At 63.2% G+C, this 14,504-nt stretch carries 10 protein-coding genes and 1 riboswitch; of the genes, 3 read left to right on the plus strand and 7 right to left on the minus strand.

Going from position 1 to position 14,504, the window contains the following annotated elements; all coding sequences use genetic code 11:
• Positions 1-4: 4 nt before the first annotated feature.
• The 4 genes from thiE to NCR38_RS12150 are packed head-to-tail and all read right to left on the minus strand — an operon-like array spanning position 5 to position 3,276.
• Positions 5-1,087: a thiamine phosphate synthase gene (gene thiE / locus NCR38_RS12135; protein WP_250477152.1), complete on the minus strand. Its 1,083-nt coding sequence runs from the start codon at positions 1,085-1,087 to the stop codon at positions 5-7.
• Positions 1,084-1,890 (minus strand): thiazole synthase, encoded by an 807-nt coding sequence (locus tag NCR38_RS12140; RefSeq protein ID WP_250477153.1) that lies wholly within the window; start codon positions 1,888-1,890, stop codon positions 1,084-1,086. The genes thiE and NCR38_RS12140 overlap by 4 nt, the downstream gene beginning before the upstream one ends.
• A gap of 23 nt (positions 1,891-1,913) precedes the next feature.
• Positions 1,914-2,111, minus strand: coding sequence for a sulfur carrier protein ThiS (gene thiS / locus NCR38_RS12145; protein ID WP_061120188.1), 198 nt, complete (start codon positions 2,109-2,111; stop codon positions 1,914-1,916).
• Positions 2,112-2,127: 16 nt separating this feature from the next.
• Positions 2,128-3,276, minus strand: a complete 1,149-nt coding sequence (locus NCR38_RS12150) for an FAD-dependent oxidoreductase (RefSeq protein ID WP_250477154.1) — start codon at positions 3,274-3,276, stop codon at positions 2,128-2,130.
• Between the two features lie 182 nt (positions 3,277-3,458).
• Positions 3,459-3,583: riboswitch (TPP riboswitch) on the minus strand.
• 230 nt (positions 3,584-3,813) lie between these two features.
• Between NCR38_RS12150 and NCR38_RS12155 the strand changes: the two genes are divergently transcribed.
• A complete protein-coding gene (locus tag NCR38_RS12155; RefSeq protein ID WP_250477155.1) occupies positions 3,814-5,556 on the plus strand; it encodes an ABC transporter ATP-binding protein/permease in 1,743 nt (580 codons plus the stop codon).
• 65 nt (positions 5,557-5,621) lie between these two features.
• Here NCR38_RS12155 and NCR38_RS12160 read toward each other — a convergent pair whose 3' ends face one another.
• From NCR38_RS12160 to NCR38_RS12170, 3 genes are all read right to left on the minus strand, one after another.
• The gene (locus NCR38_RS12160; protein WP_061120191.1) at positions 5,622-7,088 is read right to left on the minus strand and encodes a glutamate synthase subunit beta; all 1,467 of its coding nucleotides are present in this window, start codon (positions 7,086-7,088) and stop codon (positions 5,622-5,624) included.
• A 77-nt stretch (positions 7,089-7,165) separates the two neighbouring features.
• On the minus strand, positions 7,166-11,869 hold the full coding sequence (locus NCR38_RS12165) for a glutamate synthase-related protein (RefSeq protein WP_250477156.1): 4,704 nt from the start codon (positions 11,867-11,869) through the stop codon (positions 7,166-7,168).
• A 324-nt stretch (positions 11,870-12,193) separates the two neighbouring features.
• Positions 12,194-12,901, minus strand: a complete 708-nt coding sequence (locus NCR38_RS12170) for a transposase (protein WP_061120193.1) — start codon at positions 12,899-12,901, stop codon at positions 12,194-12,196.
• A 205-nt stretch (positions 12,902-13,106) separates the two neighbouring features.
• Between NCR38_RS12170 and NCR38_RS12175 the strand changes: the two genes are divergently transcribed.
• Both NCR38_RS12175 and NCR38_RS12180 read left to right on the plus strand, forming a co-directional pair.
• Entirely contained in the window at positions 13,107-13,832 is a 726-nt protein-coding gene (locus tag NCR38_RS12175; RefSeq protein WP_061120194.1) for an OmpW family protein, read from the plus strand.
• Positions 13,833-14,126: 294 nt separating this feature from the next.
• On the plus strand, positions 14,127-14,504 hold the full coding sequence (locus NCR38_RS12180; RefSeq protein WP_061120195.1) for a YqjD family protein: 378 nt from the start codon (positions 14,127-14,129) through the stop codon (positions 14,502-14,504).

A 14,504-nucleotide genomic window follows, 5' to 3' on the forward strand; every position in this document is an offset into this window, starting at 1 on the left:
TTCTTTACCGTTGACCAGCAAACATTTGTTGCAACGACGAGACCGCCCCTGCCGCGTCCGGCGCCTCGGTGACCGCGCGCACGACCGCCGCGCTGCCGACGCCCGTTGCGAGGACGTCCGGCATCACGCCGGCGTCGATTCCGCCGATCGCAACGAGCGGTACGCGCCCCGAGAGAAGCTGCACGTAGCGTCTGAGCCGCGCGAGCCCTTGCGGCCTGGTCGGCATGACTTTGGTCGTGGTCGGGAAAACCGCGCCGAGCGCGAGATAGCTTGGCTTGAAATGCAGCGCGCGCAGCATCTCGTAATAGCCGTGCGTCGACAGTCCGAGTCGCACGCCGGCCTTTGCGATCGCGTTCAGATCGGCCGTCTGCACGTCTTCCTGGCCGAGATGCACACCGTACGCGCCCGCGGCGATCGCTTCGCGCCAATGATCGTTGATGAAAAGTTGCGCATCATGCCGGCGCCCTGCCTCGACCGAGCGTGCGATTTCGCGCCGCAAGTCGTCGGTACTGGTCGATTTGCGGCGCAATTGCGCGGTGCGCACGCCGAACTCCAGCACGCGTTCGACCCAGTCCGCGCTCGGCAGCACCGGATACAGGCCGAGCCGATCAGGACAAGCCGGAAAGCCGCCTTCGGGCGCCGCCGGCAGATCGGCGACACGCGGGAACGTCGCGAAATCGACGGGCCAGGCGTCGGCCTTGTTCTCGTCGCCCGCGCGCCAGGCGAGCGCGAGCGTGAGCGCGTCGTGCGGTTCGAAGTTGCAATCGAGGAAAGCGGCCAGAGCGGCCAGCCAATCGTCGGCCCATTCGCCTTCCAGCGCGAAGCGTTCGTCGCCGCGATACAGCGTGACCCGCCCTTCGCGTGCATCGAGCACGGCTGCGCCGCTTTTTGCGAGCCGGGCGGCGTCCGCGTCGTGCGCCTCGATAACGATCAGATCGCCGGCCTTCGGCGATTCCGGCGCGGTCAGGCAAATGCGCCAGCGCGTTTCAGCCGCGGGCCATGCGCCGAGACGCGCGCGAATCCGCTCGGCGACTTCGATCAACTCGTCGGCGGGCGGCCAGAAAACTTCGTGATTCAGCAAGCTCATGCCGCGCCTCCGTCCTGATGCCAGAACGGCATGCCGACGACCGGCGTGCTCGCCTGCGCGCTGTCGCGCTCGGCCATCGGCCCGGCGAGGAATGCCGTGCGTCCCGCTTCGACGCCGAGCGCGAAGGCTCGCGCCATCTGCGGCGGGAAAGTCGCCTGCGATACGGCCGTATTGAGCAGCACGCCGTCGAAGCCCCATTCCATCACCTGGCAGGCGTGCGACGGCACACCGAGACCGGCATCGACGATCAGCGGCACATCCGGCAGCCGCTCGCGCAGCGTGCGCAGCCCGTACGGATTGGTGACGCCCTTACCGGTGCCGATCGGCGCGCCCCACGGCATCAGCGCCTCGCAGCCCGCATCGAGCAGACGCCGGCCGATCACCAGGTCCTCCGTGCAATACGGCAGCACCTTGAAGCCCTCTCGAATCAGCTTCGCCGCCGCTTCGACGAGGCCGATCGGATCGGGCTGCAGCGTGTAATCGTCGCCGATCAGCTCCAGCTTGATCCAGGGCGTTTCGAAGACTTCGCGCGCCATGCGGGCGGTCGTGAGCACCTCGTCGACGCTCTGGCAGCCGGCCGTGTTGGGAAGCAGTGCGACGCCGTGGCGCTTCAAAACATCGAAAAAGCCGGCTTCGCCCGTTTCCGACTGGCGGCGCAACGCGACCGTGACCATGCCTGGCCGAGCGGCGTCGATGGAGTCGGAAAGCGATTGCAGCGACGGATAACGCGAGGTGCCGAGCAGCACGCGGCTCGGAAAGGTCTCGCCGTAGAGCGTGAGAACGTCGGCGGTGGAGATGGTCATGATTCGATCCTTCGGTTCGGAGTTCAGCCGCCCGCGACGGGCGACACGACATCGAGCTTGTCGCCGGCGGCGAGCGTTTTCGTGGCGTGCTCGCCGCGCGCCACGAACTGGCCGTTCAAGGCGACTGCGAATGGCGGCTTCGCGCCGAATGCGGCGAGCGCTTGAGTGACGGTGACGTCGTCGGGCAAATCGAAGACGCGCTGATTGATATGGATGTTCATGGCTTTGGTCTCTTGCTCAATGCGACAGCGCGGGCGCGACCGAGAACGCGCCGTGCAGCAGCTCGGGCCAGCGCGCGGCGCCGCGGAAATCGGCGAAGGTCCCGGCATCGGCGACGTCGCCAGAAACGAGCGCCTCCGCTAGACAGCTCGCCACATCCGCGACTTCGGGCGCGATCATGAAGCCGTGGCGGTACAGGCCGTTCACGCGCACGGTCCGCGCCCCGTCCCAGACGATGGCCGGCCGATGATCCGGCAAGGTCGGCCGGCAATGCGAATTCAGTTCAAGGATGCGCGCCTCGCCGAAGCCCGGATGCACGGCGAAAGCGGCGCTCAGCAGTTCCAGCGCCGAGCGCACGCTTACGGGCGACATGTCTTCTCCTTCCACTTCCGTCGCGCCGATCACGTACAGATCGTTCTCCTTGGGCGCGATATAGAGCGGATAGCGCGGATGCAGCAACCGCACGGGCCGCGAAAGCCCAATGCCCGGCGCATGCACGCGCGCGACTTCGCCCCGGATGCCGCGCAGTGCGGGCCACGCGGGTTTTGCGCCCAAGCCGCGGCAATCGATGATCCAGCGGGCGTCGGGCATGGCGTCGACCGGCGTGTTCCAGTATGTGCGCACGCCGCGCGCCGTGAGGCCGGCCGCGAGCACGCTCAAGGCCTGCCGGTTATCCAGCTGACCCTCGTTCGGCAGCAGCCAGCCCTGCGCGAAGCGCGTTCCCAGTGCCGGTTCGGCTTGCGCGACCTGCGCGCCCGCGAGCTTGACGAACCCGCCATCGAGCAAGTCGGCGGGCGAATTGGCGCGCAAGCGGCGCTCGAACAGCGGCGCCTCCGCGCGATCCGCGCCGTGCCAGACGACGAGCGTTCCGTTGCGCTGAAAGAAGACCGGCTCGGGCAATTGCGCGATGAGACGCGGCCAGCGTTCGAGCGACGCCGCCCCGAGCCCGACGACGAGCGGCTCCGCGCTCGCCGCCTCGGCGAGCGGCGCTAGCATCGCGGCGGCGACCCACGCAGCCGACTGCGTGCCCGCTGCGTCGCCGCGTTCGTAGAGCGCGACGTCATGGCCCGCGCCAGCGAGTTGCCAGGCGATGAGCCGCCCGACGAGCCCGCCGCCGACGACGGCGAAATCCTCCCGGCGCGGTGCGCCCTGTTCGATCCTGTTCAATTCGCTGTCTCCAAAGGGCGCGACGCTGCACTGTACGAGGAGACGAAGTACGCGATCTCGACCGTGCGGGCGCGGCGCCGCATCACAAGGACGAAATCAGCGGAGAGACCGGCTCGGCATGGATGAAACGTGCCGGGCGGAAAGAAAATACTGGAAGAGACTGGAGGAATGGCGCGTGACTCGCGCGTTCTCCGGAAACTTCCCTCGCCGGTATTACCCGGATCGGGTGCAAAGGGTCTCTCTCAGCCTCGCCGCGCTGCCGACCGTTCCGGCCGCCGATGCGCGCGAAGCACCCCTGTTTCGTCGAGGATCATTAAAACATGAAAGGCGAAGGCGCTGCAAACCGGGATTGCCCGCCTTTTATCGCCCGCGCCGGCACTCTGGCACAATGCCGCGAACACGGTTCGCCGCACGATCGCGCGAAATTAAGCGGACGTTAAGACAATCCCGGAACAATTCGCGGGGCCGGAAAAAGCGCGCGCGACCTGGCCGCGGACGTAACAATCGGGCGCCCCGGGGCGCATCAGCAGGAAGCTCATGACCAACATTCGTACCGAAAGCACACAGCAGAAGGCCGACGAAGTCTCGGCGTGGAGCCTCATCAAGCCGTACTGGGTTTCCGAGGAGCGCGGTGTCGCGTGGGGTCTGCTCGTCGCGATCATCGCGATCAACATGACGGTCGTGTGGATCAATGTCCGGCTCAATAGCTGGAACGCCGACTTCTATAACGCGCTGCAGAACAAGAACGTCAGGGACTTTCCTCATCTGCTGCTGATCTTCACGGGCCTCGCGTTCGCGTACATCCTGCTCGCGGTGTATGGGCGTTATCTGCGGCAGATGCTCGCGTTTCGCTGGCGGCAGTGGCTCACCAACAGGTTTCTGGAGCAATGGCTCGGCGACAAGGCGTTCTATCGCATCGAGCGCGATCGCCTCGCCGACAACCCCGACCAGCGTATTTCCGACGACCTGCAGTCCTTCGCCACCACCACGCTTTCGCTGTCCCTCGACCTGCTTTCGACGCTCGTCACACTCGTTACCTTCATCACGATTCTCTGGACCATCGCGGGCGCGCTCACCTTCTCGCTCGGCGCCACACCGGTCACGATTCCCGGCTACATGGTGTGGGCCGCCGCGCTCTACGCGATTCTCGGTTCGCTGATCATCCAGAAGGTCGGGCATCCGCTCGTGTCGATCAACTATCAGCAGCAGAAAGTCGAAGCGGATTTTCGCTTCGGGCTGATTCGCGTGCGCGAAAACGCCGAGCAGATCGCGTTCTACGATGGCATCTCCACCGAAACCGCCAACGCAAAGACCATCTTCCAGCGCATCCGCGACAACTGGTGGCTCATCATGAAGTACACGAAGCGCATGACTTTCGTGTTGAGCTTCTACGGACAGATCGCGATCATCTTTCCGATCATGGTCGCCGCGCCGCGCTACTTCGCGGGCGCGTTTTCGTTCGGCGTGCTGATGCAGATTTCATCGGCGTTCGGCACGGTCAGCGATTCGTTTTCATGGTTCATCAACAGTTATTCGACGTTGGTCGAATGGCGCGCCACCGTCAACCGTCTGCGCGAATTCAAGCGCGTGATGCGCTCGACGCATATCCGCGAGGAAACGTCGCCGGCGACGGAGCACGGGGGCATTAACCTGCACTACACGAGCACGCCGTCGCTCACGACGAACGGCCTCATGCTCGCGCTTCCCAACGGTACGCCGCTCTCGCGCGTGGCGAACGTGTCGATCGAGCCGGGCTCGCGCTGGCTCGTCGTCGGGCCGTCGGGATCGGGCAAGAGCACGTTGATGCGCGCGCTGGCGGGCTTGTGGCCGTTCGGCGACGGCACGATCGACGCGCCCGTCGACGCAAAGATGATGTTCATCCCGCAGATGAGCTATCTGCCGATCGGGACGCTGCGTGCGGCGCTTTCGTATCCGTCGCCCGGCGGCACCTTCAGCGACGACGAATCGCGCGAAGTGCTGCGCATGTGCAATCTCGAAGCTTATGCGGATCGGCTGGACGAAAGCGCGCACTGGGCGCGGAGCCTGTCGCCGGGCGAGCAGCAGCGTCTCGCCGCGGCGCGCGTACTGCTCCACAAGCCCGACTTCGTGTTCCTCGATGAAGCGACCAGCGCGCTCGACGCCGAGAACGAACTGCATATCTACAACACGCTCGTCGAGCGGCTGCCGAAGGCGGCGATTCTGAGTGTGGCGCATCGCGAGTCGGTGGCGATGTTCCATGACTACAAGATCGAGATCGAGCGGGCGATGGCGGAGGTTTGATCCGCGCCGCAGCCAAAACAAAAAGGCCACGCAACCGCGTGGCCTTCGCATCGATGCCCGGCGCCTTATCGCGGCAACTCGCTCGACCCCATCAGATACGCATCGACCGATCGCGCGCACTGACGTCCTTCGCGAATCGCCCAGACGACCAGTGACTGACCACGGCGCATGTCACCCGCCGTGAACACCTTGTCCGCCGATGTGTAATACGCCTTGTCGCCTTCGGTTGCGGCACGCACATTCCCGCGCGCATCCTTCTCGACGCCGAACGCCTCCAGCACCGGCGAAACCGGCTGCGTAAAGCCCATCGCGAGCAGCACGAGATCGGCCTTCAGTTCGAATTCGGAATTCGGCACTTCCTGCATCTTGCCGCCCTTCCACTCGACGCGCACCGCGATCAGCTTCTCGACCTTGCCGTTCTTGCCTTCGAAGCGCTTCGTCGCCACGGACCAGTCGCGATCGCAACCTTCCTCATGCGACGACGACGTGCGCAGCTTGATCGGCCAATACGGCCAGACGAGCGGCTTGTTCTCTTCCTCGGGCGGCTGCGCGAGCAGTTCGAACTGCGCCACGCTCTTTGCGCCGTGACGATTCGACGTGCCCACACAGTCGGAACCCGTATCGCCGCCGCCGATCACGACCACATGCTTGCCCTTCGCCAGCAGTTGATCCGTCAGCTTGTCGCCGGCGTTGACCTTGTTCTGCTGCGGCAGGAATTCCATTGCATAGTAGATGCCTTCCAGCTCGCGACCCGGCACCGGCAAATCGCGCGGCGTTTCCGAGCCGCCCGCGATCACGACCGCGTCGAACTGTTCCTTTAGCTCGTCCGGCGTGATCGTTTCCTTCGCCGTGTTGCCGATGTACGCCGGCAACGGATCACGACCGATGAACACGTTCGTGCGGAACGACACGCCCTCCGCCTCCATCTGACGCATGCGGCGGTCGATCAGCCACTTCTCCAGCTTGAAGTCGGGGATGCCGTAACGCAACAGACCGCCGATGCGATCGTTCTTCTCGAACACGACCACTTCGTGCCCCGCGCGCCCGAGCTGTTGCGCGGCCGCGAGGCCCGCGGGGCCCGAACCGACGACCGCGACCTTCTTGCCCGTCTTGTGCTTCGGCGGCTGCGGCACGACCCAGCCCTCGGCGAATGCCTTGTCGATGATCGCGTGCTCGATCGACTTGATGCCGACCGGATCGTCATTGATGCCGAGCGTGCAAGCCGCTTCGCACGGCGCCGGACAAATGCGGCCCGTGAACTCCGGGAAGTTGTTGGTCGAGTGCAGCACGTTGATCGCGCTCTTCCAGTCCTGCTGGAACACGAGATCGTTGAAATCCGGAATGATGTTGTTGACCGGACAGCCGTTGTTGCAGAACGGGATGCCGCAATCCATGCAGCGCGCGCCTTGAATCTTGGCGTCTTCATCCGTCAGTGCGGCGACGAATTCCTTGTAATGCTTGACGCGGGTCAGCGGTGCTTCGTATGCCTCGTGGCGGCGTTCGAATTCGAGAAAACCGGTTGCCTTGCCCATTTCTTTCTCTGTGTACAGTGAGGGACCTGCTTCCCGACGCGCTCGCATCGGGAAGGCCTTCTATATATAAAACCGCTTCAAGCCGCGATGGCGTCTTTCGACTTTTTCGCGCCGAGCTCGGTGAGCGCGCGCTTGTACTCGGTCGGGAACACCTTGACGAACTGGCGGCGAGCCGAATCCCAGTTCTCGAGCAGCGACTTCGCACGCGGCGAGCCGGTGAACTGGAAGTGACGCTCGATCAGGCCCTTGAGCAGTGCTTCGTCCGTCTTGCCGCCGTGCCACAGCGCGCGATCCACCGTGCGCTCCTGTTCGGCCTGCTGCAGCACCGGATCGAGCGCGACCATCGACTTGTTGCACTTGCCCGCGAACATGCCGTCCGGGTCGTACACGAATGCGATGCCGCCAGACATGCCCGCCGCGAAGTTGCGGCCCGTCTCGCCGAGCACGACCACCGTGCCGCCCGTCATGTATTCGCAGCCGTGATCGCCCGTGCCTTCGACGACCGCCGTTGCGCCCGAGTTGCGCACGCAGAAGCGCTCGCCCGCCACGCCGCGGAAATACGATTCGCCTTCGATCGCGCCGTACATCACCGTGTTGCCGCAGATGATGTTTTCCTCGGACTTGCCGCGGAAGTCGTTGGTCGGGCGAATGATGATGCGTCCGCCCGACAGGCCCTTGCCGACATAGTCGTTGCCGTCGCCGACGAGATCCAGCGTGACGCCCTTCGCAAGGAATGCGCCGAAGCTCTGGCCGGCCGTGCCCTTCAACTGGATGTGGATCGAGTCGTCGGGCAGGCCGTCGTGACCGTGCTTCTTCGCGATGAGACCGGACAGCATCGCGCCGACCGTGCGGTTCACGTTGCGCACCGGCTGGATGAACGAGACATGCTCGCCCTTCTCGATCGCCGCCTTCGATTTCTCGATCAGCACGTGATCGAGCGCCTTGTCGAGCCCATGATCCTGCACGTCGACATGCTTGCGCGCGACGTCCTCACCGACCGGCACCTGATAGAAGATGCGCGAGAAGTCGAGACCCTTCGCCTTCCAGTGTTCGATGCCCTTCTTCATATCGAGCAGATCGACGCGGCCGATCAGATCGTCGAACTTGCGGATACCGAACTGCGCCATGATTTCGCGCACTTCTTCCGCAACGAAGAAGAAGAAGTTGACGACGTGCTCCGGCTGCCCTGAGAACTTTGCGCGCAGCACCGGATCCTGCGTCGCGACGCCGACCGGGCACGTGTTCAGATGGCACTTGCGCATCATGATGCAGCCTTCGACGACGAGCGGCGCCGTCGCGAAGCCGAACTCGTCCGCGCCGAGCAGCGCGCCGATCACGACGTCGCGGCCGGTCTTCATCTGGCCGTCGGCCTGCACGCGGATGCGTCCGCGCAGCCGGTTCAGCACGAGCGTCTGCTGCGTTTCGGCGAGGCCGAGTTCCCACGGCGTGCCCGCGTGCTTCAGCGACGACAACGGCGATGCGCCCGTGCCGCCGTCGTGACCCGCGATCACGACGTGATCCGCCTTCGCTTTCGCCACACCGGCGGCAACCGTGCCGACACCGACCTCCGACACCAGCTTCACCGAAATGCTCGACGACGAGTTCACGTTCTTCAGATCGTGAATCAGTTGCGCGAGGTCTTCGATCGAATAGATGTCGTGGTGCGGCGGCGGCGAAATCAGGCCGACGCCCGGCACCGAATACCGCAGCTTGCCGATGTAATCGGACACCTTGTGGCCCGGAAGCTGACCGCCTTCGCCCGGCTTCGCGCCCTGCGCCATCTTGATCTGGATCTGGTCCGCCGACGACAGATATTCCGCCGTCACGCCAAACCGGCCCGACGCGACCTGCTTGATCTTCGAGCGCAGCGAATCGCCGTCCTTCAGCGGGATGTCGGTGATGACTTCCTTGCCGATGATCGATTGCAGCGTGTCGCCGTTCTTGATCGGAATGCCGCGCAGTTCGTTGCGATAACGCGTTTCGTCCTCGCCGCCTTCGCCCGTGTTCGACTTGCCGCCGATGCGGTTCATCGCGACAGCGAGCGTGGCGTGCGCTTCCGTGCTGATCGAGCCGAGCGACATCGCGCCCGTTGCGAAGCGCTTGACGATGTCCTTCGCCGATTCGACTTCGTCGAGCGGAATCGCCTTCGACGGCTCGACCTTGAACTCGAACAGGCCACGGAACGTCATGTGACGCTTCGTCTGGTCGTTGATGATGTGCGCGTATTCCTTGTACGTCTGATACGAGTTGCTGCGGGCCGAATGCTGCAGCTTGGCGATCGCGTCCGGCGTCCACATGTGCTCTTCGCCGCGCACGCGGTACGCATACTCGCCGCCCGCGTCGAGCATGGTCGCGAGGACCGGGTTGTCGCCGAATGCGTCGCGATGCAGGTGGATCGCCTCTTCCGCCACTTCGAAAAGGCCGATGCCGCCGACCTTCGTCGCCGTGCCCTTGAAGTACTTCTCGACCAACTCCGTCGACAGGCCGACGCCTTCGAAGATCTGCGCGCCGGTGTAGGACATGTACGTCGAAATGCCCATCTTCGACATGACCTTCAACAGGCCCTTGCCGACCGCCTTCGTGAAGTTGTAGATGACCTTGTCGGCCGAAAGATCGCCCTTCAGGCCTTCGGCCATGTTGGCGAGCGTTTCGAGCGCGAGGTACGGGTGAACGGCTTCCGCGCCGTAGCCCGCGAGCAGCGCGAAGTGATGCGTCTCGCGCGCCGAGCCCGTTTCCACGACGAGACCCGTGCTCGTGCGCAGACCGTGCGCGACGAGATGCGAGTGAATCGCCGAGGTGGCGAGCAGCGCCGGGATGGCGACGTTGTCACGGTCCATCTTGCGATCGGACACGATCAGAATGTTGTAGCCGGACTTCACGGCATCGACCGCTTCCGCGCACAGCGACGCGATGCGTGCCTCGATACCTTCCTTGCCCCACGCCACCGGATAGCAGATGTTCAGTTCGTACGAGCTGAACTTGCCGCCGGTGTATTTGTCGATCGCGCGGATCTTCGCGATGTCCTTGAAGTCGAGCACGGGCTGCGACACTTCGAGACGCATCGTCGGATTGATGTTGGTCGTGTCGAGCAGGTTCGGCTTCGGACCGATGAACGAGTTGAGCGACATGACGAGGTTCTCGCGGATCGGATCGATCGGCGGGTTCGTCACTTGCGCGAACAACTGCTTGAAATAGTTGTAGAGCGTCTTGTTCTTGTTCGACATGACCGCGAGCGGCGAGTCGTTGCCCATCGAGCCCACGGCCTCTTCGCCCGACTGCGCCATCGGCGCCATCAGGAACTTGAGGTCTTCCTGCGTGTAGCCGAACGCCTGCTGACGATCGAGCAGCGCGGCGGCTTCGCGGCGTTGCGTTTCGACGTCTTCGGCCTTCGGCTCGATCTCGTCGAGCTTGATGCGCACGGCGTCGATCCAGCTCTTGTACGGCTTCGCGTTGGACAGGTTGTCCTTCAGTTCCTTGTCCTCGATGATGCGGCCCTGCTCCATGTCGATCAGGAACATCTTGCCCGGCTGCAGACGCCACTTCTTGACGATCTTCGATTCGGGAATGGGCAGCACGCCGGATTCCGACGCGAGGATCACGAGGTCGTCGTCGGTGACGAGATAGCGCGCCGGACGCAGGCCGTTACGGTCGAGCGTAGCGCCGATCTGGCGGCCGTCCGTGAACGCGATCGCGGCCGGGCCGTCCCACGGCTCCATCATCGCGGCGTGATATTCGTAGAACGCGCGACGGTTGTCGTCCATCAGCGTGTGCTGTTCCCAGGCTTCCGGGATCATCATCATCATTGCGTGGACGAGCGGGTAGCCGGCCATCACGAGCAGTTCGAGACAGTTGTCGAACGACGCCGTGTCCGACTGGCCCGGATAGATCAGCGGCCAGAGCTTCGGCAAGTCGTCGCCGAGCACGTAGGACGCGATCGCGCCGGTGCGCGCGTTCAGCCAGTTGACGTTGCCCTTCACGGTGTTGATTTCACCGTTGTGCGCGATCATCCGGTACGGGTGCGCCAGTTCCCACGCAGGGAACGTGTTGGTCGAGAAGCGCTGGTGCACGAGTGCGAGCGCCGACACGACACGCTCGTCCTGCAGGTCGCGGTAGTACACGCCGACCTGACCCGCCAGCAGAAGACCTTTGTAGACGACGGTGCGCGACGACATCGACGGCACGAAATATTCCTTGCCGTGCTTGAGCTTGAGCGCCTGAATGCGATGGCTCGCCGTCTTGCGGATGATGTACAGCTTGCGCTCGAGCGCGTCCGTCACGACGATGTCCTTGCCGCGGCCGATGAAAATCTGGCGGATCAGCGGCTCGCTCGCCTTCACGGTCGGCGAAATCGGCATGTTGGAATCGACGGGCACGTCACGCCAGCCCAGCACCACCTGGCCTTCGGCCTTCACCGTGCGCTCGAGCTCCTGCTCGCACGCGAGACGCGACGCATGCTCCTTCGGCAGAAAAATCATGCCGACGCCGTATTCGCCAGCCGGCGGCAACGTTACGCCCTGCTTGGCCATTTCTTCGCGATAGAAACCGTCCGGCACCTGGATCAGGATGCCGGCGCCGTCGCCCATCAGCGGATCGGCGCCGACCGCGCCGCGGTGATCGAGATTTTCGAGAATCTTGAGACCCTGCTGAATGATCTCGTGGCTCTTTTTCCCCTTGATATGGGCGACGAAGCCGACGCCACAGGCGTCATGCTCGTTCGCAGGGTCGTACATGCCCTGCGCGGCGGGAAGCGAACCGGCTGCCGGTTGCTGATGATCGTTCATGGGGACACCGTCTCTACTGTGAGGGGCCGACTCGGCCGTTGAACCATTTTCTTGTCGCTCGCGACCGTTTTTTCAACTGGATGTGTCACGAAGCACGGTCATGCGCGGCACGCTGCACCGCGGCAATTGCCGGAAATCGAAATATACGCGACGAATCAAAAAGATGGCAAATAAAACGTGATGATGTGACACCAATTATCGCTATGGTGCAAAGACGCCCCAATATATTAGGGGCATATCATCCGGCATCAAAAAGAAACGGCGAAGCTCGAAAAATCGAGACGCCGTTTCATTTTTCAGCTTCACGTGTGCCGCCCAAGGCCGTTATTGGGGCTGTGGGGTTTCGCGGATCTTTCGCGGACGTCCGCGCGGCAGCGGCGACACCCGACGGTTGGCTGCATGCGACGCCCATTCGCGATAGGCATCGCTGCCCAGTACCCAGCCTTTGAGTGTCGCTTGCAGAAGACGATTGGCTTCGCGCTCGTCGAGCGATTGTTCGCACAGTTCTTTGTAGGCGTGCTGGCGTTCGAACGGCGTGTTGCCGAGCGACCAGAAGAGCGGATGGTCGGTAATCAGGCCGTCCAGTGTAAGCCCGACATGATGACGGAAGCTGGACCACTTGTAGTCCTGCGGGGCCGCGACCAGTTGCGCGCGCACGGGCGCCATTTCGACGACGCGCGTGGCGAGCAAAAAGTAACGTTCGCCCTCGATGACCGTGGCACGATAGCGCCCTTCCCAAAGCGTGCCGCGTCGCGTGTAACGGCGATTGAAGTGCGCGACGTAACGACGTCCGACTGCTTGCATCGCTTTGGGCAAGCTGGACTCGTCGCGTGGCGTGACAAGCAGATGCACCGCTTGCGGCATCAGCGCATAGGCATGGATGGAGAGGTGATGATCACGTGAAGCAGTCCTCAAGCAGTCGATGAAGAGCTCGTAGTCCTGGTCGTCGACGAAGGCGGGTTGCTGGTCGAGACCACGCAGGATGACATGCTGCGGCTGTTCGGGAACGTAGAGTCGTGCAAGCCGTGCCATTCTGGATATTCCGTTGGTCGCATTTGTGATACCCCGATCGGGGGCCTTTCGGAGCCGTTACGGTGGCGCGGACAAACGCATGCAAGTGCCGTGCAACGAGGCCCCAAAGCCGCTCTTTGCCCTAGGGAAAATGCTCTACGGCATCGCTATGGTTTATGTGAAATGTTGTGTTCATAATGAGCGTGCTTTTTCGGAGGAGCACAAATTGAAAATAAAACAAGTCATCACGGGGATTGCGGCATTAGCATGTGTGTCCACCGCGGCACATGCGCAATCTGCTGGATCCTTCTATGCAACAGCAGGCTGGTTTCACTTTGCCCCGCAAGACAGCAGTGGTCCGCTCAAAGAAACAAGTGTAGGCGGATCTCCGGTCAATATCGATGTTCCCGGCACCGGCGCCGGCATCTCGAGCGCTGACACGGCCGGCTTCACATTGGGCTACTTCGCCACCGACCACATCGCGGCCGAACTCGAAATGGGCGTGCCGCCCACGTTCGATCTTGAAGGCACAGGCACCTTCTCGCAGTACGGCAAGCTCGGCAGCGCGAAGCAGTGGAGCCCGACGCTGCTGTTCAAATACTTCTTCAACGCACCTACGGCGAAGTTCCGTCCGTTCGTGGGCCTTGGTGTAACGCGGACCTGGTTCACCGACGCTCAGATCACGAACCAGCAATTCGAAGGCTCGGTACTGCATGGTCCGACCACGGTCGACACGGATAGTTCTTGGGCGCCCGTGTTTAACGTCGGTGCGACTTACAATTTCACAGAACACTGGTTCGCCGGATTTTCCGTGTCGTTCATCCCTTTGAAGGCCACGGCGAAGCTGAACACACAGGCTCAAACGCCTGTCGGCACGCTCAACGTGCAGTCGCAGGCAAAAATCACGCTCAACCCGATCGTCACATATTTGCGCGTTGGCTATCGCTTCTAAAGTCAAACTGCGCACGGGCATGTAACGACCGTAAAAGCGCGACTGCGAAAACAAAGAAAATGCCGGCATGATTAACTCGTGCCGGCATTTTCTTTTTGCACGCACTTGTAAATGTGACCTCCGCAAGAAGGAAGCGCTCGCACTTCTTACGCGTCCGCACGCACATCGAATATGTCGCGGTCGCGCTTACCGAGGCGTTGCGCAATGTCGAAGCACCGGCATCGAATTTGCTGCATTATGGATTTTCCCCGCCACCTCGGCGGGCCGTCCACGATTCATCCATCGGAGCGATCTATGAACGCACTGCCTAACACGCGAGACGCCATCGGAGATTCATGGAGCACCACGAGCCGCCGCGCACGCCGCATGGCGCGACACGGCCGTGAAGCGGCCGAGGACATCGGCTCCGAACTCCGCGCGCTGCTCAGCGAGCTTGAAAGCACTTTGGCCCAAGGCACATCGGCCGATGCGGCTGCGCTGCGCGCGCAGATCGGCGAGCGCCTCGACAGCGCCCGCGCACGCCTTAACGATACCCACGCAGCACTACGCGAGCGCGCCGGCGCGGCGCTCGGAGACGCGGACGCCTACCTTCACGAAAAGCCCTGGCAGACTATCGCGCTCGTCGGCGGACTGGCGCTGGTCGCGGGCGTGTTGCTCGCGCGGGCGCGCTGA

Origin of the sequence: Caballeronia sp. INML1 (assembly GCF_023631085.1) — a bacterium.
GTDB classification, from domain to species: domain Bacteria; phylum Pseudomonadota; class Gammaproteobacteria; order Burkholderiales; family Burkholderiaceae; genus Caballeronia; species Caballeronia turbans.

What these genes read in the sequence shown, in the direction of transcription:
- NCR38_RS12180 (WP_061120195.1), top strand. Translation starts at nt 14,127, where the DNA reads ATGAACGCACTGCCTAACACGCGAGACGCCATCGGAGATTCATGGAGC.
- thiE (WP_250477152.1), bottom strand. Translation starts at nt 1,087, where the DNA reads ATGAGCTTGCTGAATCACGAAGTTTTCTGGCCGCCCGCCGACGAGTTG.
- NCR38_RS12155 (WP_250477155.1), top strand. Translation starts at nt 3,814, where the DNA reads ATGACCAACATTCGTACCGAAAGCACACAGCAGAAGGCCGACGAAGTC.
- NCR38_RS12160 (WP_061120191.1), bottom strand. Translation starts at nt 7,088, where the DNA reads ATGGGCAAGGCAACCGGTTTTCTCGAATTCGAACGCCGCCACGAGGCA.
- thiS (WP_061120188.1), bottom strand. Translation starts at nt 2,111, where the DNA reads ATGAACATCCATATCAATCAGCGCGTCTTCGATTTGCCCGACGACGTC.
- NCR38_RS12140 (WP_250477153.1), bottom strand. Translation starts at nt 1,890, where the DNA reads ATGACCATCTCCACCGCCGACGTTCTCACGCTCTACGGCGAGACCTTT.
- NCR38_RS12170 (WP_061120193.1), bottom strand. Translation starts at nt 12,901, where the DNA reads ATGGCACGGCTTGCACGACTCTACGTTCCCGAACAGCCGCAGCATGTC.
- NCR38_RS12165 (WP_250477156.1), bottom strand. Translation starts at nt 11,869, where the DNA reads ATGAACGATCATCAGCAACCGGCAGCCGGTTCGCTTCCCGCCGCGCAG.